The organism is Frankia nepalensis (assembly GCF_016786325.1).
Taxonomy (GTDB): Bacteria; Actinomycetota; Actinomycetes; order Frankiales; family Frankiaceae; genus Pseudofrankia; species Pseudofrankia nepalensis.
On sequence record NZ_JADWYU010000149.1, the window covers coordinates 1 to 21,618 of the forward strand.

19 protein-coding genes, 1 other RNA gene and 1 riboswitch are annotated in these 21,618 nt (G+C 73.8%); of the genes, 11 read left to right on the forward strand and 9 right to left on the reverse strand.

What is annotated here, in order from left to right:
* Positions 1–71: 71 nt before the first annotated feature.
* Positions 72–1,211, reverse strand: coding sequence for an ABC transporter substrate-binding protein (locus I6A81_RS23220; RefSeq protein WP_238430750.1), 1,140 nt, complete (start codon positions 1,209–1,211; stop codon positions 72–74).
* A 587-nt stretch (positions 1,212–1,798) separates the two neighbouring features.
* On the opposite strand from I6A81_RS23220, the gene I6A81_RS23225 reads away from it, so the two are divergent.
* From I6A81_RS23225 to I6A81_RS23255, 7 genes are all read left to right on the forward strand, one after another.
* Positions 1,799–2,296: a VOC family protein gene (locus I6A81_RS23225; protein WP_203006875.1), complete on the forward strand. Its 498-nt coding sequence runs from the start codon at positions 1,799–1,801 to the stop codon at positions 2,294–2,296.
* Between the two features lie 207 nt (positions 2,297–2,503).
* Positions 2,504–2,709: riboswitch (cobalamin riboswitch) on the forward strand.
* Positions 2,710–2,858: 149 nt separating this feature from the next.
* On the forward strand, positions 2,859–4,085 hold the full coding sequence (locus I6A81_RS23230; RefSeq protein ID WP_407661352.1) for an ABC transporter substrate-binding protein: 1,227 nt from the start codon (positions 2,859–2,861) through the stop codon (positions 4,083–4,085).
* Positions 4,082–5,356 (forward strand): FecCD family ABC transporter permease, encoded by a 1,275-nt coding sequence (locus I6A81_RS23235; protein WP_307874854.1) that lies wholly within the window; start codon positions 4,082–4,084, stop codon positions 5,354–5,356. Before I6A81_RS23230 ends, I6A81_RS23235 begins: the two co-directional genes overlap by 4 nt.
* Entirely contained in the window at positions 5,356–6,591 is a 1,236-nt protein-coding gene (locus I6A81_RS23240) for an ABC transporter ATP-binding protein (RefSeq protein ID WP_203010301.1), read from the forward strand. Before I6A81_RS23235 ends, I6A81_RS23240 begins: the two co-directional genes overlap by 1 nt.
* 93 nt (positions 6,592–6,684) lie before the next feature.
* Positions 6,685–7,593: an SDR family NAD(P)-dependent oxidoreductase gene (locus I6A81_RS23245; protein WP_203010302.1), complete on the forward strand. Its 909-nt coding sequence runs from the start codon at positions 6,685–6,687 to the stop codon at positions 7,591–7,593.
* A 293-nt stretch (positions 7,594–7,886) separates the two neighbouring features.
* Positions 7,887–8,564, forward strand: a complete 678-nt coding sequence (locus I6A81_RS23250; protein ID WP_203005545.1) for a TetR/AcrR family transcriptional regulator — start codon at positions 7,887–7,889, stop codon at positions 8,562–8,564.
* Between the two features lie 122 nt (positions 8,565–8,686).
* A complete protein-coding gene (locus I6A81_RS23255; protein ID WP_307874855.1) occupies positions 8,687–9,484 on the forward strand; it encodes an SDR family NAD(P)-dependent oxidoreductase in 798 nt (265 codons plus the stop codon).
* Positions 9,485–9,520: 36 nt separating this feature from the next.
* Here the strand turns inward: I6A81_RS23255 and I6A81_RS23260 are convergent, their stop codons facing one another.
* Complete coding sequence (locus tag I6A81_RS23260; RefSeq protein ID WP_203005544.1) at positions 9,521–10,357, reverse strand: SAM-dependent methyltransferase; 837 nt, start codon at positions 10,355–10,357, stop codon at positions 9,521–9,523.
* Between the two features lie 203 nt (positions 10,358–10,560).
* Between I6A81_RS23260 and I6A81_RS23265 the strand changes: the two genes are divergently transcribed.
* Both I6A81_RS23265 and I6A81_RS23270 read left to right on the forward strand, forming a co-directional pair.
* Positions 10,561–11,880 (forward strand): FAD-binding protein, encoded by a 1,320-nt coding sequence (locus tag I6A81_RS23265; RefSeq protein WP_203005543.1) that lies wholly within the window; start codon positions 10,561–10,563, stop codon positions 11,878–11,880.
* Positions 11,881–12,492: 612 nt separating this feature from the next.
* Positions 12,493–13,314, forward strand: a complete 822-nt coding sequence (locus tag I6A81_RS23270; protein WP_307874856.1) for an MHYT domain-containing protein — start codon at positions 12,493–12,495, stop codon at positions 13,312–13,314.
* 274 nt (positions 13,315–13,588) lie between these two features.
* Here I6A81_RS23270 and ssrA read toward each other — a convergent pair.
* The 7 genes from ssrA to ftsE form a co-directional block, all read right to left on the reverse strand.
* Positions 13,589–13,961, reverse strand: a transfer-messenger RNA (tmRNA) gene (gene ssrA, locus I6A81_RS23275).
* Between the two features lie 206 nt (positions 13,962–14,167).
* The gene (locus I6A81_RS23280; RefSeq protein WP_307874857.1) at positions 14,168–14,968 is read right to left on the reverse strand and encodes a YoaK family protein; all 801 of its coding nucleotides are present in this window, start codon (positions 14,966–14,968) and stop codon (positions 14,168–14,170) included.
* A gap of 39 nt (positions 14,969–15,007) precedes the next feature.
* Positions 15,008–15,475 carry a VOC family protein gene (locus tag I6A81_RS23285; protein ID WP_203005541.1) on the reverse strand — a complete coding sequence of 156 codons (468 nt, stop codon included), beginning with the start codon at positions 15,473–15,475 and terminating at the stop codon, positions 15,008–15,010.
* Positions 15,476–15,580: 105 nt separating this feature from the next.
* Complete coding sequence (locus I6A81_RS23290; protein ID WP_407661351.1) at positions 15,581–17,086, reverse strand: class I SAM-dependent methyltransferase; 1,506 nt, start codon at positions 17,084–17,086, stop codon at positions 15,581–15,583.
* Between the two features lie 205 nt (positions 17,087–17,291).
* Entirely contained in the window at positions 17,292–17,771 is a 480-nt protein-coding gene (smpB, locus tag I6A81_RS23295; RefSeq protein WP_203005540.1) for an SsrA-binding protein SmpB, read from the reverse strand.
* 338 nt (positions 17,772–18,109) lie between these two features.
* On the reverse strand, positions 18,110–18,982 hold the full coding sequence (gene ftsX / locus I6A81_RS23300) for a permease-like cell division protein FtsX (RefSeq protein ID WP_203005539.1): 873 nt from the start codon (positions 18,980–18,982) through the stop codon (positions 18,110–18,112).
* 90 nt (positions 18,983–19,072) lie between these two features.
* Complete coding sequence (ftsE, locus tag I6A81_RS23305; RefSeq protein WP_238430027.1) at positions 19,073–19,876, reverse strand: cell division ATP-binding protein FtsE; 804 nt, start codon at positions 19,874–19,876, stop codon at positions 19,073–19,075.
* A gap of 187 nt (positions 19,877–20,063) precedes the next feature.
* Between ftsE and I6A81_RS23310 the strand changes: the two genes are divergently transcribed.
* Entirely contained in the window at positions 20,064–20,255 is a 192-nt protein-coding gene (locus tag I6A81_RS23310; protein ID WP_203005538.1) for a hypothetical protein, read from the forward strand.
* A gap of 31 nt (positions 20,256–20,286) precedes the next feature.
* A complete protein-coding gene (locus I6A81_RS23315) occupies positions 20,287–21,519 on the forward strand; it encodes a PQQ-dependent sugar dehydrogenase (RefSeq protein WP_203005537.1) in 1,233 nt (410 codons plus the stop codon).
* Positions 21,520–21,618: the final 99 nt, after the last annotated feature.

Below are 21,618 nucleotides of genomic sequence, written 5' to 3' on the forward strand. Positions count from 1 at the left end.
TAATACCCCCCGGGCGGGGGGGGCCCCCCCCCCGGGCACCGGTGGACGCGGCCGCGTCCGAGACGCTCACCTCACGCGCCTCCGACCAGCTTCGCCCAGTTGTCGTTCACGATCTTCTTGGCCGCGTCCTGCTGCTCCTGCGTCGGGTACTGTGCCTCGCCGGCCGGCTTCGGCAGCAGGGCGGCCAGGGCCGGGTCGACCGTGCCGGCCGCGGTCATGGCGTCGAGCCGGACCGGACGCGCCAGGCCCTTGAGCCAGAGGTTCTGGCCCTCGTCGGAGTACAGGAACTCCTGCCAGAGGCGGGCGGCCGCCGGGTGCGGCGCGGTCGCGCTGATCGCCTGCGTGTAGTAGCTGGCGTACAGGCCGTCGCTGGGGATGACGACCTTGAAGTCGACCTTGCCGCCGATCTTCTCCTTGACCCCGGCGTTCAGGTAGTCCCACCAGATCAGGACCGGCGTCTGGCCGCTCTCGATCGTCGCCGGGGTGCCCTCGGTCGGCACGAAGTTGCCGAGTCGCTTGAGCTCGGCGAAGTACTCGACGCCGGGCAGGATGTTGTCCACCGACCCGCCGTTGGCGAGCGCCGCGGCGAACACCGCGGCGAACGCGGCGGCGGCCTGGGTCGGGTCGGCGTCGATGGCCACCTTGTTCTTGAACTCGGGCTTCGTCAGGTCGGCGAAGCTCGTCGGCGGGGTGGTGATGACGTTGGCGTCGTAGCCGATCGACACGTAGCCGCCGTAGTCGCTGAACCAGAGCCCGGTCGGCTCCTTGAGCTCGTCGGGGATGTCGTCCCAGGTCGCCACCTGGTACGGGGCGAGCAGGCCCTCGTCCGCGGCCGTCAGCGCGAACGACGTGCCGATGTCCAGCACGTCGGGCGCGCGGTCCTGGCCCTTGAGCTGCTTGACGGCGGTGAGCTCGTCGGCGCTGGAGCCGTTCGGGTTGTCGCTGTTGACCTTGATGCCGTACTTCTTGGAGAAGGTGTCGATGAGCTCGCCGTAGTTGGCCCAGTCCGGCGGCAGCGCGATGACGTTCAGCTCCCCCTCGGCCTTGGCCGCGGCGATCAGGCCGTCGAGCCCGCCGAAGTCGGCGAGCGACGTGGCCTTCGCCGCGTCCACGCCGGTGGAGGTCGTCCCGCCGCCGCCCGTCGTGTCGTCGTCGCCGCAGGCGGCGGCGGTGACGAGCAGGCCCGCGATGGCGGTCCCGGCCGCGACCATCCGCAGCCGGGGCGCCAGCCGGCCCGCCGCGCGCGATCGTCTCCCTGCAAGTCTCACGAGCCCCCCAAGGGCATGATCTGAGTCCACCCGACGCGGCATGCGGCTCCCTCGCGACCCACCACCCGCGGATCACCGCGCGCGGAGCACCACACGCGGTTCACCAGACGCGCGGCCGGCCGCCCGCGGCGCGGCGCGTGGCGCCGTCGGTCCAGGCACCGCGCGTCCGCGAGCGCCGTCCCCCACACCCCGCCGGACTGTCCGGGCAACGGTGACCTGCGTCGATTACTGGCGGGTATACGACAGTTGAGCGCCATGCCGGTGTTCGGCGAACTTCCGGGCCACCACGGGCGCTGTCGTCCTCCGCGAGCCCGCGCGGCCACGGATTCCGCTGCCACCGGCCTCCTGGGCCGGGTGAACGCGCGCCTGTCCGTCGCTGCCCGCCTCGTGCCCTCGGCGTCGGCGGCACGGCGACGGCCGGCCGCCTCCGCCGCGCGCCGATGAGTTCGGCGACCGGCGGCGGTCAACCCTCTCGAAAGGGTCCGGGCGAAGGCACAGCCGGGCCGGCACCGACGAGGGAGGTTCCGACAATGCCGAAGACGACGCCGTTCCTGTGGTTCGACAAGCAGGCGGCCGAGGCCGCCGAGTTCTACGTGAGCCTGTTCCCCAATTCGAGGATCACCCACGTGTCGCGTTACGGCCCTGGCACACCGGGAACCGAGGGCGCGGTCATGACCGTGAGTTTCTCCCTGGACGGGACGGACTTCGTCGCGCTCAACGGCGGGCCCGATTTCCGCTTCACCGAGGCGATCTCGTTCCAGATCGACTGCGCGACCCAGGAGGAGGTCGACCACTACTGGTACGGGCTGACCGCGGGTGGCGGCGAGGAGGGGGACTGCGGGTGGCTCAAGGACCGGTATGGGCTGTCCTGGCAGGTCGTACCGACCGCGCTGTTCGAGCTGCTCGGCGATCCGGACGGCGAGCGAGCCGGCCGGGCGACCCAGGCGATGCTGCGGATGCACCGGCTCGACATCGCCGAACTGCGCCGGGCCGCCGACGGTGCGCCGGCGCGGGCCGGTCAGCCGTAGCCGACGACCGCGCACGGACGACCACGCACACAGACGGCCACGCACACAGACGACCGCGCACACACGACCACACACAGAAAGCCTCGCGGACGGCCGCCCACGGACGGCCACCCACCGTCGCGCGCCGAGGGCACGCACAGGCAGCCGCGCCCGGGCCACCGAAACCGTGGAGACTCCTGACACCTTGCCCGGTTTCGTGACCCGGGCGTAGCCTTGCCGGGCCGTGGTGCTCGGGAAGTCGGTGGAATGCCGACGCGGCCCTCGCCACTGTAATCGGGAAGTTTCCGGCCTCGAAGGCCGCGCCGGGTGCCCGCCCGCGCGACCGCGCGAAAGCCACTGGACCGTTGTCTGGGAAGGCTGGCCGGAGGCGTCGACCCGTCAGCCAGGAGACCGGCCACGGCACCGAGGAACCCATCCACGAGGTGCTGGAGAGGCGGTCTGCGTGAGCCTGTTTTCGGTCGCCACGACCATTGGTATTAGGCCAGAAACAACCGGCGCGAGTGCCGGCCCGGATTCCCCGACGCTCGTCGTCCCCGCCGCCCGCCGGCGCGGAAGGTGGCGGCTGGGTGCCACGGGCGCGGCGCTGGCACTGGCGCTGGTGCCGCTGGCGGCCTGTGGCTCGGACACCACCGGCGCGGCCGGCGCCTCCGGCGCGGGCGGCGCGGCGACCGACACCAGGGGCTGTCTGACCTCGTTCGACCCGGACACGGACTACTTCCCGGTGAAGTCCACCATCGAGGTGGCCACCAACGTCACGATCACCTACCACGACAGCTACCAGGTGGTGACCGTCAAGGAGCCGTACCCGGACGGCAAGCCCGAGTCGTACGTGCTGGTCCGCTGCGGCGCGCCGACGCCCGAGCTGACCGGCGACCTGGCCAGGGCGCCGCGGATCGAGGTGCCGGTGACGAGCCTGTACTCCGGCTCCACCACCCACCTGCCGCAGCTCGCCGACCTCGGCCGGCTCGACGCGCTCACCGGCGTCGCCGACGACTCGTTCGTCGTGAACGCGGACGTGCGCCAGCGGGTCGCCGACGGCGCGGTCGAGGTGTACGCGCCGGGCCAGCAGGTCAACGCGGAGAAGATCGTCGTTGCCCAGCCGGACCTGCTGCTGACCGACGGCACCGAGCTGCCGGCCTACCGGACGGTCCGCGACGCCGGCATCCCGGTGGTCGCGGACGCCGACTGGCTGGAGGCCTCACCGCTCGGCCGGGCCGAGTGGCTCAAGGTGATCGCCGCGTTCACCGGCACCGAGGCGAAGGCCGCCGACCTGTTCGACCGGATCCAGTCCGACTACGCGGCGCTCGCCGCCAAGGCGACGGCCACCGGGGTCACCCCGGTGAAGGTGCTGCCCGGCTCGATGTACGAGGGCACCTGGTACATGCCCTCCGGGCGCAGCTACGTCGGCCAGCTGCTCGTCGACGCCGGCGCCGACTATCCGTGGGCCGAGGTCGTCGGAACGGGAACGGGGCTCGGCACGGGCAGCCTCGAGCTGAACTTCGAAGCGGTGTTCGCCAGGGCCGGTGACGCGCCGGTGTGGCTGGCCGACGGCGAGTGGTCCGCCGTCGCCGACGCCGTCGCCCAGGACTCCCGCTACGGCGAGCTCGCCGCCGTGCGCTCGGGCCAGGTCTGGACGAACACGCTGGTCATGGGCCCGGGCGGTGGCTCCGACTACTGGGAGCGCGGCGTCGGCCGGCCCGACCTGGTCCTGGCCGACGTGATCGCGATCCTGCATCCCGAGCTCGCGCCGGGCCACGCCTTCGCCTTCTACAAGAAGCTGCCGGCGTGACCGTCGGCCTGCCGGGCACGCCCGCGGGCATCCCGCCGGGCTCACCGGCGGGCCGGAACGAGAACACCCCGAACGGGGGCGCGCCGCCCGGGGACGCCCATCACGGGAACACACCGGACGGGCGGGCACCGAACGGGGACGCGCCGAACCGCGGCGGCGCGACGCGCGCCCCGGACCTGGCCGACCTCGGCGACGGCGCCGACGCCGGCCCACCGGGACCGGACGTCCGCCGCCGGCGCCGGGCGGTGCTGGCGCTCGCGGGGCTGGCCGCGGGGGTGCTGGTGATGTTCGTCGTGGCGGTGGCGGTCGGGTCGGTGCGGGTGCCACTCGACGAGACCGTGCGCGCGCTGACCGGAGCCGACCCACACGACCCGCGCTGGGGGGTGATCGTCCGCCAGATCCGGTTGCCGCGGGCGATCACCGCCGCGCTCGCGGGCGCCGCGCTCAGCGTCGCCGGCCTGCAGATGCAGACGCTGTTTCGCAACCCGCTGGCCGACCCGTACTCGCTCGGCGTGAGCGCGGGCGCCAGCCTCGGCGTCGCGGTCGTCGTCGCCGGGATCAGCGCCGGGGGCGGGACCTTCACGGCCGGGGCGGCCGGGGCCAGCCGGCTCGGGATGGTCGCGGCGGGCGCGATCGGCGCGGCGGCGGTGCTGGCCGTCATCCTGGTGCTGGCGCGCTGGGTGCGCTCCGTGGTGACGCTGCTGGTGATCGGCGTGGTGCTGAGCTCGGCGGTGAGCTCACTCGTCAGCCTGATGCTGGCGTGGACCGCGCCGCAGCGGGCGCAGCAGTACTGGGTCTGGCAGCTCGGCAGCTTCTCCGGCACCTCGCTGGGCGACCTGACGGTGTTCGCCCCCGTGGTGGGCCTGGGGCTCGCCGGCGCGCTCGCGTCGGTGAAGCCGCTGAACGCGCTGCTGCTCGGCGAGGGCTACGCCCGCACGATGGGAGTGCGGGTTCGCCGGATCCGCGCGCTGACGCTGGTGGGCGCCTCGCTGCTCGCCGGCGGCGTGACCGCCTTCTGCGGCCCGGTCGCCTTCCTTGGCATCACCGTCCCGCATGTGGCCCGCCGGCTGCTGGCCACCTCGGACCATCGCTTCCTGATGCCCGGCGCGCTGCTGACCGGCGCGCTGGTCGCACTGGCCTGCTCGGTGGTCGCGCAGCTGCCCGGGACCGACCTGCTCCTGCCGATCAACATCGTCACCTCGCTCATCGGCGCGCCGATCGTCATCGCGGTCCTGTTGCGTGCCCGCACGAACGTCGCCGGAGTGGCGTGATGGCCTCCCCGAAGACCGGCCAGCCGGCCGACGGGTCGGCCCCGCGGCTGGAGGGACTGCGGCTCGAAGGGCTCGCGGTGGGGTACCGGGCCGGGCGAGCCGGCAGGCGGACCCGGACGGTGCTCGCCGGGCTGGACGCGACGGCCGCGCGCGGCGACCTGACCGTCCTGCTCGGCCCGAACGGGGCGGGCAAGTCGACGTTGCTGCGTACCCTGCTCGGCCTGCAGCCGCCGCTGGGCGGGCGGGTCACCCTCGACGGGGTCGACCTGCGCTCCCTGGGCCCGGCGCGCCGGGCCCGGCGGATCGGCGCGGTGCTGACCGAGCGGGTCGACGTGGCGATGATGACGGCCCGGGACGTGGTCGCCCTCGGCCGCCACCCGCACACCGGCCCCACCGGCGCCAGGACCGCGCGCGACGAGGCGGTGGTCAGCTGGGCGCTGGCCGCGGTCGACGCCGAGCACCTCGCCGCGCGGGCGCTCGACGAGCTCTCCGACGGGGAGCGCCAGCGGGTGATGGTCGCCCGGGCGCTCGCGCAGGAGCCGTCGCTGCTGCTGCTCGACGAGCCGAGCGCGTTCCTGGACGCGCCGTCCCGGGTGGCGCTCGCGGCGTTGCTGCGCCGGCTCGCCCGCGAGCGCGGGCTCGCGGTCGTCGTCTCGACGCACGACCTGGAGCTGGCGCTGCGGACGGCGGACCAGGTGTGGCTGCTCGGCCGGGACGGCGCGCTGCGCGCCGGGTCACCCGAGCAGCTGACGCTCGACGGCCGGATCGCGGCGGTGTTCGACGGCGACGAGCTGCGTTTCGACCCGGCCAGCGCGACCTTCACGCCGCGCCCGCCCGTCGTCGGCACCGCCCGGATCTCGCTGCCCACGCCCGCCGCGACGGCGGCGGACGGCCGGGACGAGCCGGACCCGAGGGCGGCCGCGCTGCGCGGCGCGCTCGAACGCGCCCTTGCCCGCGCCGGCTGGGCCGTCCGCGCGGCCGGACCAGCCGACCTCGAGGTCGCGGCCCTGGCGTATCCGGCCGGCGGCCGCCCCGTGGACGGGCGGGTGGGGCCGGGCGGGAACGCCGGCGGCGAGGCCGGCTTCCGCTGCGCGGCGGACGGCGTGACGAGAGCGCTGGCCACGATCGCCGACGTCGCCGCCTGGGCCCGCGCCCAGGCCGATGCCCGCGCCGCCCGCGCCGCCCAGACCGGGGCGGGCCCGGCGTCCCGGGCGGATGGCGGCGCCCGAAGCTAGTCTCCGAAAGGCGGAAACCACGTTCTCGCGCGTCCGGGCGGCCAGCGTCGCCCGGGCCGCGCGGACGTCCCCGACAGATGAGGAGCGGATGCGGTGACGGCGACGGACGGGTTCGACCTGGGACTTGCGGGCAAGGCGGCGGTCGTCACCGGCGCGGGCGCCGGCATCGGGCAGGCGATCGCGCTGGGCCTGGCCGCGGTCGGGGCCCGGGTCGGGCTGGTCGAGATCGACCCGACCCGGGCCGCCGCCACCGCCGAGCTCATCGAGAAGGCCGGCGGGTCCGCGCTCCCGCTGCCGGCGGACGTGATGGACACCGCGGCCCTCGGCGCGGCCATCACCGCGGCGCACGCCGAGTTCGGCCGGCTCGACATCCTCGTGAACAACGCGGGTGGCGTGAAGGCGAGCCGCTTCCTCGAGCAGAGCGAGCGCAGCTGGCGGCGCCACATCGACATCAACCTCGTCAGCATGCTCGCGGCGACGTCGGCCGCCGCGCCGCTGATCGCCGAGACCGTCGCGGCTTCCCCCAGCCCCGGCGGCGGCTCGATCGTCAACATCACCAGCATCGAGGGGATGCGCGCCGCCCCGATGTACGCGGTCTACGCCGCCTGCAAGGCCGGGATGATCAATTTCACCCGGACGATGGCGCTGGAGCTGGGTGAGCTCGGCATCCGGATCAACGCGCTCGCCCCGGACAGGACCGCCACGGCCGGGATCCGCGGCATCATGCGGGGTCCTGTCGACCCGGACGCGCTGCCCGTGCCCTCGCCAGCCGACGCGGCCGGGATCGAGCGCTACATCCCGCTCGGCCGGGAAGGGGTCGCGCGCGAGCTCGCCGACGCGGCCGTCTTCCTCTGCTCCGACCGGGCGGGCTACATCACCGGCACGACCCTGAGCGTCGACGGCGGCACCGCGGCCTCCGCCGGCTGGCTGCGCGCCGGTTCCGGCTGGACCCTCCAGGGCGCCGACGCCCCCTCGGGGTTCGCCACCGGCCCGCGGCAGTAGTACAGGCCGGGGCCGCGGTAGCACAGGCCGGGGCCGCGGTGGCGCGGGCTGAGGTGGCCGTGGCGCGGGCCGGGCGACCGTCGCGGGGCGGGGGAGCCGCCGTCCCGGCGACGTCGTGACAGGGCCCACGGACCACAAGCGTCACCCCGAGTACCGTATGGCCTACAGCACACCGGCCGTCCCGGCCGAGCCCGGTTTCGGTCCATTGCCGCCGCCGTCCTCGGCCCTCCGGCGCGGCGGCCTGGTGGACACCTGCCGTGAGGTCAGGTCCTGGCGAACCTAGGGGGCGCGCGATGCGTCAGGTGGGCACGTCCGCGGTCATCGTGCCGACGACGCTGAGCGCCAAGGGGACCCGGCTGAACCGGCGTGGCCTGGCGACCCGGGGACGGATCCTGCGGGTCGCCGTCGAGCTGCTCAGCAACGGCGGCCCGGACACGGTCAGCGCGAACCTGATCGCCCGAGAGGCCGGCGTCACCTGGGGGACGATCCAGCACCAGTTCGGCGAGGCGGACGGCGTCTGGGCGGCCGTCATCGAGCACGTCTCGACACAGCAGGACTTCCTCCTCGACACCGACCACCTCGCCACCCTGGCGCTGCCGGCCCGCCTGGAGGCGATCGTCGGCCAGGTCTGGGCGTGGCTCGACTGGCCGAGCTCGCGGGCGGTCCGCACCCTGCGCCTCTACCTGCCGCGGGACATGGCCTCGCTGGAGCGGGACTTCCCACGCACCGCCGCCGCCCTCACCGCCTGGGACATCCAGTGGACGGCGGCCTGGGACCTGGCGTTCGACGGCCTCGACGTGTCCCGGGAGCGCCTCGTCAAGGTCCGATCGCTGATTCCGGCCACCGTCCGCGGCCTGCATGACATCAACGACGACGGCGGCTACACCGACATCGCGCTCGCCCGCGCGGCCCTCATCGAGGCGATGACGCTCTACCTGTCACGGGACACGGGCGACGGCGTGCCGCGCTAGAACTCGTTGCGCGCGGGCGGCCGTCGCGGCACGGTTGGCCTGTGGGAGGCGACGGCCGGGCAGGTGGCGACGGCTCGATGGGTGACGGCCCGGCAGGTGACGGCCCGGCAGGTGACGGTCCCGTGGGTGACGCCGGGCCGGCCGCCGGTGGGCAGGACTTCGCCGGGCTGCCGGGCGTCGCGGTGGTCGCCGGCGGTAGCGGCGGGATCGGCGCGGCGGTCTGCCGGCTGCTCGCCGAACGCGGCAGCGACGTCGTCCTGACCTACCACCGCAACGCCGAGGCCGCGAAGGCCAGCGCCGCCGCGGTCGAGGCGGCCGGGCGCCGGTGCCTGACCCGCCAGCTCACGCTTCAGGACGAGGCCGCGACGGCCGCGTTCCTCGCCGGCGTCGCGGACCGGTTCGGCCCGCCGCACACCCTGGTGGTCGCCTCGGGCCCGCACGTCCCGCAGACGCACCTGTCGACCGTGCCTCCGGCGGTGTTCCGGCGCCAGGTGGAGGGCGAGGTGGTCGCGTTCTTCAACCTGGTCCAGCCGGCGCTGCCGCTGCTGCGCGCGAGCCGCGGCAGCGTCGTCGCCGTGACCACGGCCGCCACCCGCCGCTACCCGGTGCGCGACGGGCTGTCCGCCGGGCCCAAGGGCGCGGTGGAGTCGGTGGTGCGGGCGCTCGCGGCCGAGGAGGGCCGGTTCGGGGTGCGGCTGAACTGCGTTGGCCCCGGCATGCTGACCGACGGCATGGCGGACCGGCTGATCCGCTCGGGCGCCTATGAGGACGGCGCCCTGGACGTGGCCCGCCGCAACATCCCGCTGCGCCGCTTCGGCACCGCGCTCGACGTGGCCGAAGCGGTCTGCTTCCTCGCGTCCCCGCGTGCCGGCTACGTCACCGGCCTGATGCTCGACGTCGACGGCGGCTACCACCTCTAGACGCCCTCACGGCGCCGCCGCGCCGGCCGCCGGGACCTACGGGATGCGGGCGAGCCCGCAGTAGGAGTCGAGCGCCTTGCCGCGGGCACGCCTGCCGGGACGCCAGAGCGGCGTCGAGACGATGCCGGGCTTGAGAAGCTCGAGGCCGTCGAAGAACCGCGCGACCTCCTCCGGGGTGCGGGCGCGGTAGGGGGTGTTACCCGTGTGCTCGTTGGCGCGGATGGCCTCGGCCCTGGCCGGGCTCGCGGTGCCGTCGTTGAGGGCCAGGTAGCTGCCGCTGGGCACGGCCTCGACGAGCTTGCGCACGATGCCGTAGGCCTCGTCGTCATCGATCACGTTGGCCATCACCCCGAACAGGACCAGCGCGACCGGCTTGTCGAAGTCGAGGACCTCGTGGGCCGCGCGCAGGATCTCCTCAGGGTCGCGCACGTCGGCGTCGACGTAGGAGGTGACGCCCTCCGGGGTGCCCACCAGCAGGGCCCGGGCGTGGACGAGGACGAGCGGGTCGTTGTCGACGTAGACGATCCGGCTCTCGGGCGCGATCCGCTGCGCGACCTCGTGGGTGTTGTCCTCCGTCGGCAGGCCGGTGCCGACGTCGAGGAACTGCCGGATGCCCAGCTCTCCCGTCAGATGGGAGACGACCCTGTCCAGCAGCCGGCGCGAGCTGCGCGCGATCTCGATGATCTCCGGGAAGACCTCGACGACCCGTTGCGCGGCAGCCCGGTCGGCAGGGAAGTTGTCCTTGCCACCGAGCCAGTGGTTCCACATCCGCGCCGAGTGCGGCACGGCGACGTTGAGCGACGTCGCCAGCGCGCGGCCATTGGGCGCGGCCGTGTCGCCATCCACGCCTTGCGACGCGGAGAGGTCCGGCATGCGTATGTCCGATCCGTGATCGTCTCGGGCGATGTGAGCGATTGATCCTGATGCTAGCTGAGGCCATCCGACCACTGGCAGCAAACCATGCTCGGAGGGGCGGGACGAGCGTCTCATTGACAAGATTCGCCGGGCCGTGCGGAGAAGTTTGCCAAGCCGTCCGGAGAAGGATGACGAGCCAGCGACGCACACGGAGGTGGCACATGGCGGCCGACGAGGGCCCGTCGCGGCGGAACTGGGCCGGAAATGTGATCTTTCGGGCGAGCCGGCGCGCGGCGCCCGCGTCCGTCGAGGAGCTTCAGGAGATGCTGGCCGGCTGCCGATCGGCCCGGCCCGCCGGCACCGGCCACTCGTTCAACCGGATCGCCGACACCGACGGCACGCTGATCTCGACGACCGGACTGCCCCGGCTGGTACGGATCGACCCCGCCGCGCGCCAGGCGACGGTGAGCGCGGGCCTCCGCTACGGCGACGTCGCCCGGGAACTCGTCGCCGCCGGCTGGGCGCTGCCCAACCTCGGCTCGTTGCCGCACATCTCGGTCGCCGGCGCGTGCGCGACCGCGACGCACGGCTCGGGCGACCGCAACGGAAACCTGGCGACGTCGGTCGCCGCCGTCGGCATGGTCACCTCCTCCGGCGAGATCCTCGACGTCCGCCGGGGCGTCGACCCCGACTTCGCCGGCCACATCGTCGCGCTCGGCGCCCTGGGGGTGGTCGTCACGATGACGCTCGACCTCGTCGACGGCTTCAGGGTGAGCCAACGGGTCTACGACGGCCTGACGCGCGCCGCGCTGCTCGCCCACCTGGACGAGCTCTTCGCCGCGGCCTACAGCGTCAGCGTCTTCACCACCTGGGAGGAGGACTCCGCCCAGGTGTGGCTCAAGCGCCGGGTCGACGAGGACGCCGAGGCGGGCGAGGCGGGCGATGGCCCCGAGAACGGCGCCGGCGGGGACGGCGACCCGCCGGCGGAGCTGTTCGGCGCCCGGCCCGCCAGCCGGCCGCTGCACCCGATCCGGGGCTTCGACCCGAGGCACACGACCCAGCAGCTCGGCGTGCCCGGACCGTGGCACGAACGGCTGCCCCATTTCCGGCTGAATTTCACGCCCAGCGCCGGCGAGGAGCTCCAGTCCGAGTACTTCGTCGCTCGCGAGCACGCCGCCGCGGCCGTCGCCGCCATCTTCGAGATCGGCGCGGTCATCCGCCCGGCACTCCAGGTCAGCGAGCTGCGCACGGTCGCCGCCGATGACCTGTGGCTGAGTCCCGCCTACCAGCGCGATTCGCTGGCCCTCCATTTCACCTGGCTACCCGGTGAGGCGATCGTCCGCCCCGCGGTCGCCGCGGTGGAGCGCCAGCTCGCGCCGTTCTCCCCTCGCCCCCACTGGGGCAAGATCTTCACGCTGCCGCCGGAACTCGTCCGCGCCAGCTACCCCCGCGCCGAGGACTTCCAGGCCCTCGCCGGCCGCCGCGATCCCGACGGCGTCCTGCGCAACCCATACCTGGACAGCTACTTTCCGCCCGCCTGACCGCGGCGCGCCGTCGGCGGGGCCGCGGCTACCGGGCCGCGTTCACCCGACGCGGGTCGACGCGCCGGCTCCTGTGTGCCCACCTTCATGGCCAACCGGGTCACACGGGCCGCGCGCGGCGCGAAGGCGATCCGAGAATGAACGGTGGCGTCGCCGGCACGACCATCAATGATCTTACTGTTGACCGGCCAGCCTCCAGGGCGGGCCGCGGCGACCACGAGACTGGCACCAATGGGCTCCCTGAAGGCGCGGCCGCCCGGTCACCACCGGCCCGCGCTGGTGGCGGAGCCGAACCGGCCCGACCCGGGGGCGACCCGAGGCCATCACGGCACATACCCGCTGGAATCGGGCAGCGGCGGTCGGCATCGCCCGACATCTTGCGCGGCCTGACCGCCGACACAACCGACTCACCGCGCTACGGTGCGCGTCGAGCGGGCCGGAACGACGATCGGCGACGCCGCCAACCCCAGCGGCTATCGTCGGCCCGGTCCAGAGGGTGTGACCGGTCGCACTCAATCGGCATAGCCCGGATCGCCCTTTGTTTCGGCCTGTCCCGCCTCGTCGGGCCGGGCCCGGCACCAACCAGCGGGGAAAACTGTGATCGCCGCCCAAGTGGCACATGAGCACGGCACTCAAAACATCGCGTTCGTCGCCGTATCCATCGGGCTCGCACTGGCCGGTTCCTTCGCGGCACTCGTCAGCGCCATCCGGCTCTCGTCCAGCCCCAAGGCCCGCAGAGGCCGCTGGATTCTCGCGTCAGCGGTCTCGCTCGGCGGCGGCGCGATCTGGTCCATGCATTTCATGGGCATGCTCGGATACCACGTGGACGGCCGGACCATCGTCTACGACCTTCCGTTGACCGCCCTCTCGCTGGTGATCGCGGTCGGCGCCTCCGCGCTCGGGCTGGCCACCGTCGCGAGCAAACCGGACAGCAGGACGCGCCTCGTCGTCAGCGGAGTCCTCACCGGCCTCGGGGTGGCCGCGATGCACTACACCGGCATGGCGGCGATGCACGCGGGCAGCTCCGTCAGCTACGACCCGGCGCTGGTGGCCGCCTCCGTCGGGATCGCGGTGGTCGCCGCGCTCGCCGCCCTGTGGATCGTCTTCCGGGTGCGCACCGGCCTACACGTCGCCCTGGCATCCGCCGTCATGGCCGGCGCGGTGTGCGGGATGCACTACACCGCGATGGCCGCCACCCGCGTAGCGGTGTCTGACTACCCCGCCGTGGGCAACGGGGCCGACCCGATCGTGCTCAGCTTCCCTGTCTGCGTGATCGCGTTCACGGTGCTCGCGCTCATCATCCTCGCCGCGTTCGACGGCTTCGGCGACTCCGGCCGATCCCCGCTCACCGGAGGCGGCGACCCGCGTACCGCCCACGAATCCACCACCGGCGGCAGGCGTCGAAGGTCGATCCAGCGATCCACCCTCGGCTGACGGCCCCGAAAACCAAAAAGCCGCCCCGCACGGCGAGACGGCCTTCGAAGCCTGGCATCGGAAAGTTCAGCGACCTCGCCCCTGAGCGACCTCGCCCCTGAGGCAAACGAGGCGACCTGCTACACGCCAACCGCGCGCACAGACCGTCCCAAACCGGACACCCGAGCCGGGCGAAGCCCGGCATCGGGGGTTCCAGGGGGTCGCCCCCTGGGCAGACATTACGCGGGAGCCTGGCGAAGCCGCCCAAAGGGCGGCGAGCACAAACCTCCCGATCGCGTGGAGGTGGCGGGAATCGAACCCGCGTCCTCCGGCGGCGCGTCAGGGCTTCTCCGGGCGCAGCCTGCTGCTGATTTCTCGGCCCCACCAGTCCCGCAGGCAGGCTGGTGTGGGCCCAGTCACTGTTTGATTTTCCGCGCTACCCCGTGACCGGGTGGCGAGGTGATCCCCCTAGCGATGCCAGATCCTGGGCCGGAGGCGTTCCCAGGCTGACAGTTACCTATATCCGTCAGGCCGCGAGGGCGTAAGCGGAGGTAACAGGCTGCTTGTTGTTGGCAGCTATTTTTTTGAGCGGATCGTTAACGAGATAACCGCTCATCCTCGGCCCGCTTCCCCTGGCGTGGCGTCCGAAGTCGAAACCGGTCACCCCCAGGTTCAGTCACCACCGTCGATGGCGCGCCGCGCCGCCGAGGTGGCCAGAGCACATCACTATGGCGCAGGAGCTGCGACACAGCGTGGTGCTCGTTCATGCCGTGCTGTGAAGTTGAATAAGAACAGTGGAACCGTCGATGGAGCCGACGGTGGAACCGTCAACCCACGTTCCGAACATACTCGCCGGCCATCGTGTCCGGCAAGCTCAGTCGTCCACCTGATGCAACGCTCGCCGGCTCGGTTTGTTCCCGCCCCGAGCGCGGTCGACGGGGCCGGCCACCGCCGAGACGGTCACGGCGATCGCCAGGGCCGACGCGATCGCGAGCGGCGCGACGACGCCGACGGCTCGCAGGGTCGCGGCGCCGACGAGCGCCCCGGAGAACATCACGGCCGGGGCGGCGACGCGCCGCCGGGTCGCGTGGCCGGAACCGCTGGCGAGCCTGCTCCCCGCCGCGATCATGGTCAGCTGCGTCGTCAGCACGTTGGTCGGGATGTCCGGCATCGCGAGCCGGCGCGCGGTCGCGTTCTGCAGGCCCATCGCCACCGCGAGACCGGTGACCAGCGCGTGGCGGCCGGGTCCCGAACCCACCTCGACGGCCGCGGCGAGCGCCAGGCAGGAGACCAGGAGGCCCGCGTACACCGCGGTCGCGACCGCCAACGGCGGCGGTGGCCGTCCGGCGTCCTGACCGCTCCCCCGGCCCGCGGGCTGGCCGAGGCGCGCGCCGGCGAGCGCGCCCACGAAGAAGCTGGCGACCGCGGTCCCCAGCAGGATCACCGAGTGCCCTGGCGCGCCGGCGACCGTGAACCCCAGGAACATGATGTTGCCGGTGACCATGGCCACGAACAGGTGGCCGAGCCCGAGGAACGCGACCGCGTCGACCAGCCCGGACACGAAGGTCATCGAGAGCAGGACGCCCACCGACGACGCCGAAGGGCCGGCCCCGGCGGGATCGGGCCGGGCGGGGCCGGCGCCGGGCCGGCCGCCTCGCGGGGAGTCGGTCGGCACCCGGACAGTCTCGCCCGGGACCGGCCGGATTTCCCGGAGCTACAGGCGCAACGGGCGGATGGGGGAGGCGAACAGGGACGGGTCATTGCGCCAGTCGACACCGGGGACGTCGACGTAGAGCTCGATCTCGTTGCCGTCCGGATCGAAGATGTAGAGGCTGTGGGTCACGGTGTGGTCGGACGCGCCGGCCAGGGTGACGCCCCGCTCCTGGATCCAGGCGAGCACGGCACGCAGTTCGTCGTCGGTGTCGCCGACCTTGAGCCCGAAGTGGTACATCCCAACCCGCCGACCAGGCGGCAGTTCGGCCGCGTCCTCGCCGACCTCGATGAGCAGCAGCTCGTGGTGAGTGCGCCCGGACGAAAACGCCGCGGCTTTGAACGGAAGCGGGCTGCCTCCGGCGGGATCGGGCATGATCTGCCGGAATCCGAGAATGTCCCGATAGAACGCCGCCGATCGCTCGACGTCATGCACGTAGAGAACCACGTGCCCTAGTTCCTTGATTTCCATCGTTCCTCCCGCATCCCGGCGAGGCGGTCGCGCCCGTCCGCCGAACCCGCAACGTCGTTGCCGCCGCAACCATTCCCGTTGGCCGGATCCGTCACCTCGAACCCGTCACGCCGGATCCGTCACCTCTCCCGGCCCACCATCCTGGGCGACACAGACGAGGGCCCACGGGCGGTCACGGTGGCGGGTCATGATGACAGTGATCGCCGGACCCCCGGGAACCAGGTCACGGCGGGCGGGAAGCAGGCGGCGGCGCAGGGTGTCGACATCGCCGGCCAGGCCTCGGCGGCGCAGCTCGAGCGCGCCGATGCCCATCGGGCGCAGCAGGGCCGCGAGGCGGCGGACGTCGAACGGGAGGCTCGCCTCGACCCGCAGCAGCCGGGCGAACGGGGTCTCGACCGGCCGGTCCGAGGTCAGGAAGGCGATCCACGGATCGATCTGCCAGGCGTCGAGGCGGCGGCCGAGCTCGCCGACCAGCCCCGCGCGGGTGACCGCCGGGCTCGGGTCGTACAGGTAGGCAGCCGGCTCGCCGACCGGCCGCGCGGACCCGCCTGGCGCCTGGGCCTCGGCCGCGCCACCGCCGTCACCGCTGCCACCGTCACCGCGACCACCGTCACCGCGACCACCGTCACCGCGACCACGGGCCCGGCCTGGGCGCCGGCCCTGGACGCCGCGCCCGCCGCCCGCGCCGGGGCCGGCGGCGGCACCGCCCCGCGACGCCGGGTCGGGGTCGGGGTACCCGGCCAGCGTGGCGACGGCGTCCTCGGCACCGCCGAGCAGGACGGTGGCGCGGCGGGGCGCGCCGGCGGCCAGCGCCGGTGAGAACAGCGCGGCCTCCTTCAGGTCGCGGCCCTCGGCGACGAACTCGATCTCCCAGCCCGGCGGGACCAGCTCGGTCGGCAGCCCGGGAGCCGCCTTGACGGCGACCGCCGCGACCCGCTCGGTCAGCGCGAAGCACCAGGCCAGCGGCGGTTCGCAGGCGCCGGCGGCGAGCCGGCGGCCGTCCGCCCGGCGAGCGGGGTCGACGAAGACGGCATCCACCTCGGCCAGGTCCACGTCCCGGACGTCGGCGCACCGGGCGTCGATCCGCGCCTCCGGCGCGTAGACGCGGGCGTTGTGGACAGCGATCCGCAGATGCGCCGGATCCCGGTCGATGGCGAGGAGCCCGGGCCCGGCCGCGGCCAGCGCGAGCAGATCGCCGCCGATGCCAGTGCACAGATCGGCGACACGGCCGAAGCCGGCGAACCGGGCCGCGCGGTGTCGGGCGGCGGCCTCGGCCGTGGACTGCTCCAACCCGGCCCGGGTGAACAGCATCTCGCCGGCCCGGCCAAACGCCGCCATGGCCCGGTGGCGTAGCTCCGCCTGGGTGAACGCGGCGGCGACCAGCTCCGGCGGCGCGCCCGCGGCGCGCAGCCGGGCGCCGACGCCGAGCTCGTCGCCGGCCGCGAGGGCCTCGGCGGCCCTGGCGATCAGGCGGGCGCCGTCCGGCGTGAGCAGGGCGTCCAGCAGCCGCGGCAGGTCAGCCGAGCCGCTGCCCCCCGCGCCGGCAAGGCCTTCCGCGCCCTTGCCTTCCGCGCCCTTGCCGCGCCCGCCCGCGCCGCCTACCTCGACCACACGGTCCCCGGCTTCACGTTTCCCCGGCTTCACGTTTCCCCGGGTTCACGGTCCCCGGCTGCCCGGCCGTCCCGGCGATGGGGACCGCCGGGCTCACGGCCGCCCGGGGCGGAGAGGGCGTGCTTCGGACAGGCCGGCGGGCGGCCGTGACGGGCCGCGCCGGCGGTGGGGAAGGGTGAGCGGCGGCCACGGTCCGGTCGCCGGCTCAGCTGTGGCGGCCTTTTGCCTGGCGACCCATGATCCGGGCCATCTCGCGTTTGGCATCTTTCTCCGCCAGTGCGTGGCGCTTGTCATAGCTCTTGCGGCCGCGGGCGAGCGCTATTTCGATCTTGGCTCGGCCGTCCTTCCAGTACAGGCTGAGCGGCACCAGCGTCAGGCCGCCCTCCTTCGTCTTGCCAACCAGCTTTTCGATCTCGCTCCGGTGCAGCAGCAGCTTGCGCTTGCGCCGCGGCGCGTGGTTCGTCCACGTCCCCTCGGTGTACTCGGGGATATGGACGGCATGCAGCCAGACCTCGCCGTTCTCGACCTGAGCGAACCCGTCGACCAACGAGGCCCGGCCGTGGCGCAGCGACTTGACCTCGGTGCCGGTGAGCACCACCCCGGCCTCGTAGGTGTCGAGGATGTCGTACTCATGCCGGGCACGCCGGTTCTGCGCGATCGCCTTGCGACCGGTCTCCTTCGGCACCGTCTTGCAGCCTTTCCTCTCCTACACCCACGTACGTCCCAGACCACCCACGCACGTCCTGGACCTACCTACGTCCTGGACACCCACGCACGACGCGGCCCCACGAACGCCGCGCGACACCTGTCGACGCGCGTCCCGCGTCACCGCCACCGGCGCGCCTCGGCGCGCGCGGGCCGTCACCCCAAGGTCACGAGCGTACGCCGGTCCGGAACTCCCGTGCCGGGGGCGATCTCCATGGACCAGCGCGAGCCGGAGATCGCTGGCCGGGTGCCCGGACGGCTTTCCCGCGCCGACCCGTCGGGATCGACGACTGGCGCCGCGCGAAAGGCCGCGGCGAATCAGACATGCAGATGACGGCGCAGTGCCAGGTGCGCCATCGACGCGGCGGCGAGCGTGCCGATGAGCAGCACCGCGCCGGAGGTGAGCCAGACCGCGTCCCAGCCGAAGAGCGGGAACGTCGTCTGGCGCGCGAACCGCCCGTCGACCAGGAAGATCTTGGTGACGACCAGCGCGCCGGCGGCGACCAGCCCGCCCGCGAGCCCCGAGAGCGCGCTCTCCAGCACGAACGGCGCCCGGATCGCCGCGTTCGTCGCGCCGACCAGCCGCATGATCGCGGTCTCCCTGCGCCTGGCGTGCGCCGACACCCGGATCATCGTGTAGATCAGCATGCTGGAGGCGGCCGCCTGCACCGCGGCGAGCGTGAACGCGGCGACGCTGAAGCCGTCCAACACCCGGTAGAGCGGCTTGAGCAGGGCCCGTTGGTCGCGGACCGCCTCGACGCCGTCGCGCCCGGTGTAGGCCAGGAGCAGCTCGTCGCCGGCCCGCGGGTCGACCAGCCGCAGCCGCAGCGCGGCGGGCAGGTCCGCCGGCCCGACCCCGGCGACGACGTCGGGCGACGCCCGGAAGTCCCGCCTGAACCGCTCGTAGACCTGCCGTTTGTCCTCGTAGCGGACGGCCAGCACGGCGGGATCGGCGTCCAGGTCGTCGACGAGGGCGGCGCGCTGCGCCGGGGTGATGTCGTCGGTGAGGTCGATGACGACCTCGAGCTGGTCGAGCAGGTAGCGGTCGACGGTGCGCACCTCGGCGCGCAGCAGCAGCCCGGCGCCGAGCAGGCCCAGGCAGACCGCCGCCGTGATCACCACCGCGGACGTCACGGCCAGGTTGCGCCGCAGGCCGGCGCCGAGGATCGCCAGCAGCGGTCCGATCCGCACTTGGGTGCCTCCGGGGGTTCTCGGTCGATGTGGGCCTGGGCGCCTCCCAGGCAAGCGCCCTAGGGTGCGTCCCGATCCACGGGATGCGCCCTAGACCGCCCCGCGGCCGACGCGTGCCAGGCCGCCCGCGCCGGGAACGCGGCGGGGGGCGTCCATCGCCCGCCAGGACGCCTCGTTCGCCGGGTCCGCCGGGTCCGCCTCGTCTGTCTCGTCCGCCTCGTAGGCGCCGCCGCGCTCGTCGCGGACGAGCGCGCCGTCGGCCAGCTCGACGACCCGGCGGCGGCGCGCGTCGACCAGCCCGGCGTTGTGCGTCGCCATCACCACCGTCGTCCCGGTCCGGTTGACCGCTTCGAGCAGCCGCATGATGTCCTCGCTGGTGGCCGGGTCGAGGTTGCCGGTCGGCTCGTCGGCGAGCAGCACCCGCGGCCGGCCGACCATCGCCCGCGCGATCGCCACCCGCTGCTGCTCACCGCCCGAGAGCTCGTCGGGGTAGCGGTTCTCCTTGCCGGCGAGGCCGACGAGGCCGAGCGCCTCGGGTACGACGGCGCGCACCACGTGCCGCGGCCGGCCGACGACGTCGAGGGCGAACGCGACATTGCCGGCGACCGTCCGGTCGGGCAGGAGGCGGAAGTCCTGGAACACGCACCCGACGGTGCGCCGCAGCAGCGGCACCCGACGGTCGGGGATGGCCGCGAGATCCACCCCGTCCAGCGTCACCAGGCCGCTGGTGGCCCGTTCCTCCCGCAGCAGCAGCCGCAGCAGGGTGGACTTGCCGGAGCCGGACGGGCCGACCAGGAAGACGAACTCGCCCTCGTCGATCCGCAGCGTCACCTCTCGCAGGGCTGGCCGGGCTCCAGCTGGGTATCTCATCGTCACCGTGTTGAGCCGGATCATCCTGGCTCCCTCCGCGCGGCTGGCCGGCCAGGCCGGTCGCCACGGCCATCTGTCACCGTGCGAATCGTTCCTTCGACTGTAAGTGACGGGATGGTGGTGGCCGGTGAGCGGGCGTACGGTTAACAGACAGCGTCCAACGGTGTGGCCTCGCGAGCATCCCCCACCCGCGCACGGGAAGGACGACAGCATGTGCTGTGACGACCTGGTTTGCGCGCGGTGCGCGGGCCCGGTGGCCGAGGGCCGCTGCCCGACGTGCCGCGCGGCTCGCGCCGAGTTGCACCACCAGTCGGGCGGCTTCGTCCTGTCCCCCCAACTGGTCGCGCTGCTCCTCCTGGTCCTGACCGCGGTGGCGCTCCTCGCCGCCCACCAGGTCCAGTAGCCGGGCGCGCGCGGCCGTCGCGGAACGGACCGTGAGCAGGGCCCGGCTGACGGCCTCGACGGCGCTGGCCTGCCTGGTGGCGGCCTGGCTGGTCGCCTGTTCCGGTGACGACGGCGACGGCGCGAACGACGGCGCGCCGGCCGGCCCGACAGCGGCCGCCGGCGCCACGGGCGGCCCCGGCGGCGCCTCAGGCGGCCCTGGTGCCGCGATCGGCGGGGACCCGGCGAACGACCAGGTCGTCGCGACCGGACTGGAGTCCCCCTGGGGGGTCGCGTTCCTGCCGAACGGCGCCGCGCTGGTCGCCGAACGCGACAGCGGGCGGATCCTGCTGCTGCCGGCCGGGGACGGCGACGCCCACGAGGCGCCCCGGCCCGTCGGGACCCTGCCCGGCGTGTACCACGTGAGCGAGAGCGGCCTGCTCGGCCTCGCCGTGTCGCCCGGGTACGACGAGGACCACCTCGTCTACGCCTACTTCACCACGGACTCGGACAACCGGATCGTCCGGTTCACCCTCGACGGCGCCGGCCCGGGCGAGCAGCCCAGGATGGGCCCCGTCCAGCCGATCCTCACCGGCCTCGCCGCGGCGCCGACCCACGACGGCGGGCGGATCGCCTTCGGCCCGGACGGAATGCTGTACGCGGGCGTCGGGGACGCCCGCACCCCGGCCCTGGCGCAGGATCCGGAGAGCCTGAACGGCAAGATCCTGCGGATGCGCCCGGACGGATCGGTTCCGCCGGACAACCCGCGGCCCGACTCGCTGGTCTACAGCCTCGGCCACCGCAACGTGCAGGGGCTGGCCTGGGACAGCCTGGGCCGGCTGTGGGCGACCGAGTTCGGCCAGAACCGCTTCGACGAGATCAACCTGATCCGGCCCGGCGCGAACTACGGCTGGCCGGTCGTCGAGGGCATCGGCGACACCGACGGTGGCCGGTACACCAATCCACCGGTCACCTGGACCACGGACGAGTCGTCCCCGAGCGGCGCCGCCGTCGTCGACGACACGCTGTACGTCGCCGCGCTGCGGGGCGAACGCCTCTGGGCCGTCGAACTGCGCCCGGCTGTCTCCTCCCTCGGCCCGGGCGTGACCGCGAGCCCGATCGACGGCCCGGTGGTCGGCACGCCCACGGCGCTGCGCGTCGGCGACTACGGCCGGCTGCGCACGCTCGTCGTCGCCCCCGACGGCACCCTGTGGGTGACCACCAGCAACACCGACGGCCGGGGCAGCCCCGCCGAGGACGACGACCGGATCATCGCCCTGCGCTGACGGCCCGGCCGGCCGGGCGGGGGGGCCGGGGTCAGAGTGCTCACCCGCTGGCGGCTACCGGCACCGAGCCGCCCCGCGTCGACCGGTAACTCCCATTGG

Excerpts from the sequence above, each read along its gene's own strand:
- I6A81_RS23220 (WP_238430750.1), bottom strand. The coding sequence starts at position 1,211 with ATGGTCGCGGCCGGGACCGCCATCGCGGGCCTGCTCGTCACCGCCGCC.
- I6A81_RS23225 (WP_203006875.1), top strand. The coding sequence starts at position 1,799 with ATGCCGAAGACGACGCCGTTCCTGTGGTTCGACAAGCAGGCGGCCGAG.
- I6A81_RS23240 (WP_203010301.1), top strand. The coding sequence starts at position 5,356 with ATGGCCTCCCCGAAGACCGGCCAGCCGGCCGACGGGTCGGCCCCGCGG.
- I6A81_RS23250 (WP_203005545.1), top strand. The coding sequence starts at position 7,887 with ATGCGTCAGGTGGGCACGTCCGCGGTCATCGTGCCGACGACGCTGAGC.
- I6A81_RS23260 (WP_203005544.1), bottom strand. The coding sequence starts at position 10,357 with ATGCCGGACCTCTCCGCGTCGCAAGGCGTGGATGGCGACACGGCCGCG.
- I6A81_RS23265 (WP_203005543.1), top strand. The coding sequence starts at position 10,561 with ATGGCGGCCGACGAGGGCCCGTCGCGGCGGAACTGGGCCGGAAATGTG.
- I6A81_RS23285 (WP_203005541.1), bottom strand. The coding sequence starts at position 15,475 with ATGGAAATCAAGGAACTAGGGCACGTGGTTCTCTACGTGCATGACGTC.
- ftsE (WP_238430027.1), bottom strand. The coding sequence starts at position 19,876 with ATGATCCGGCTCAACACGGTGACGATGAGATACCCAGCTGGAGCCCGG.
- I6A81_RS23310 (WP_203005538.1), top strand. The coding sequence starts at position 20,064 with ATGTGCTGTGACGACCTGGTTTGCGCGCGGTGCGCGGGCCCGGTGGCC.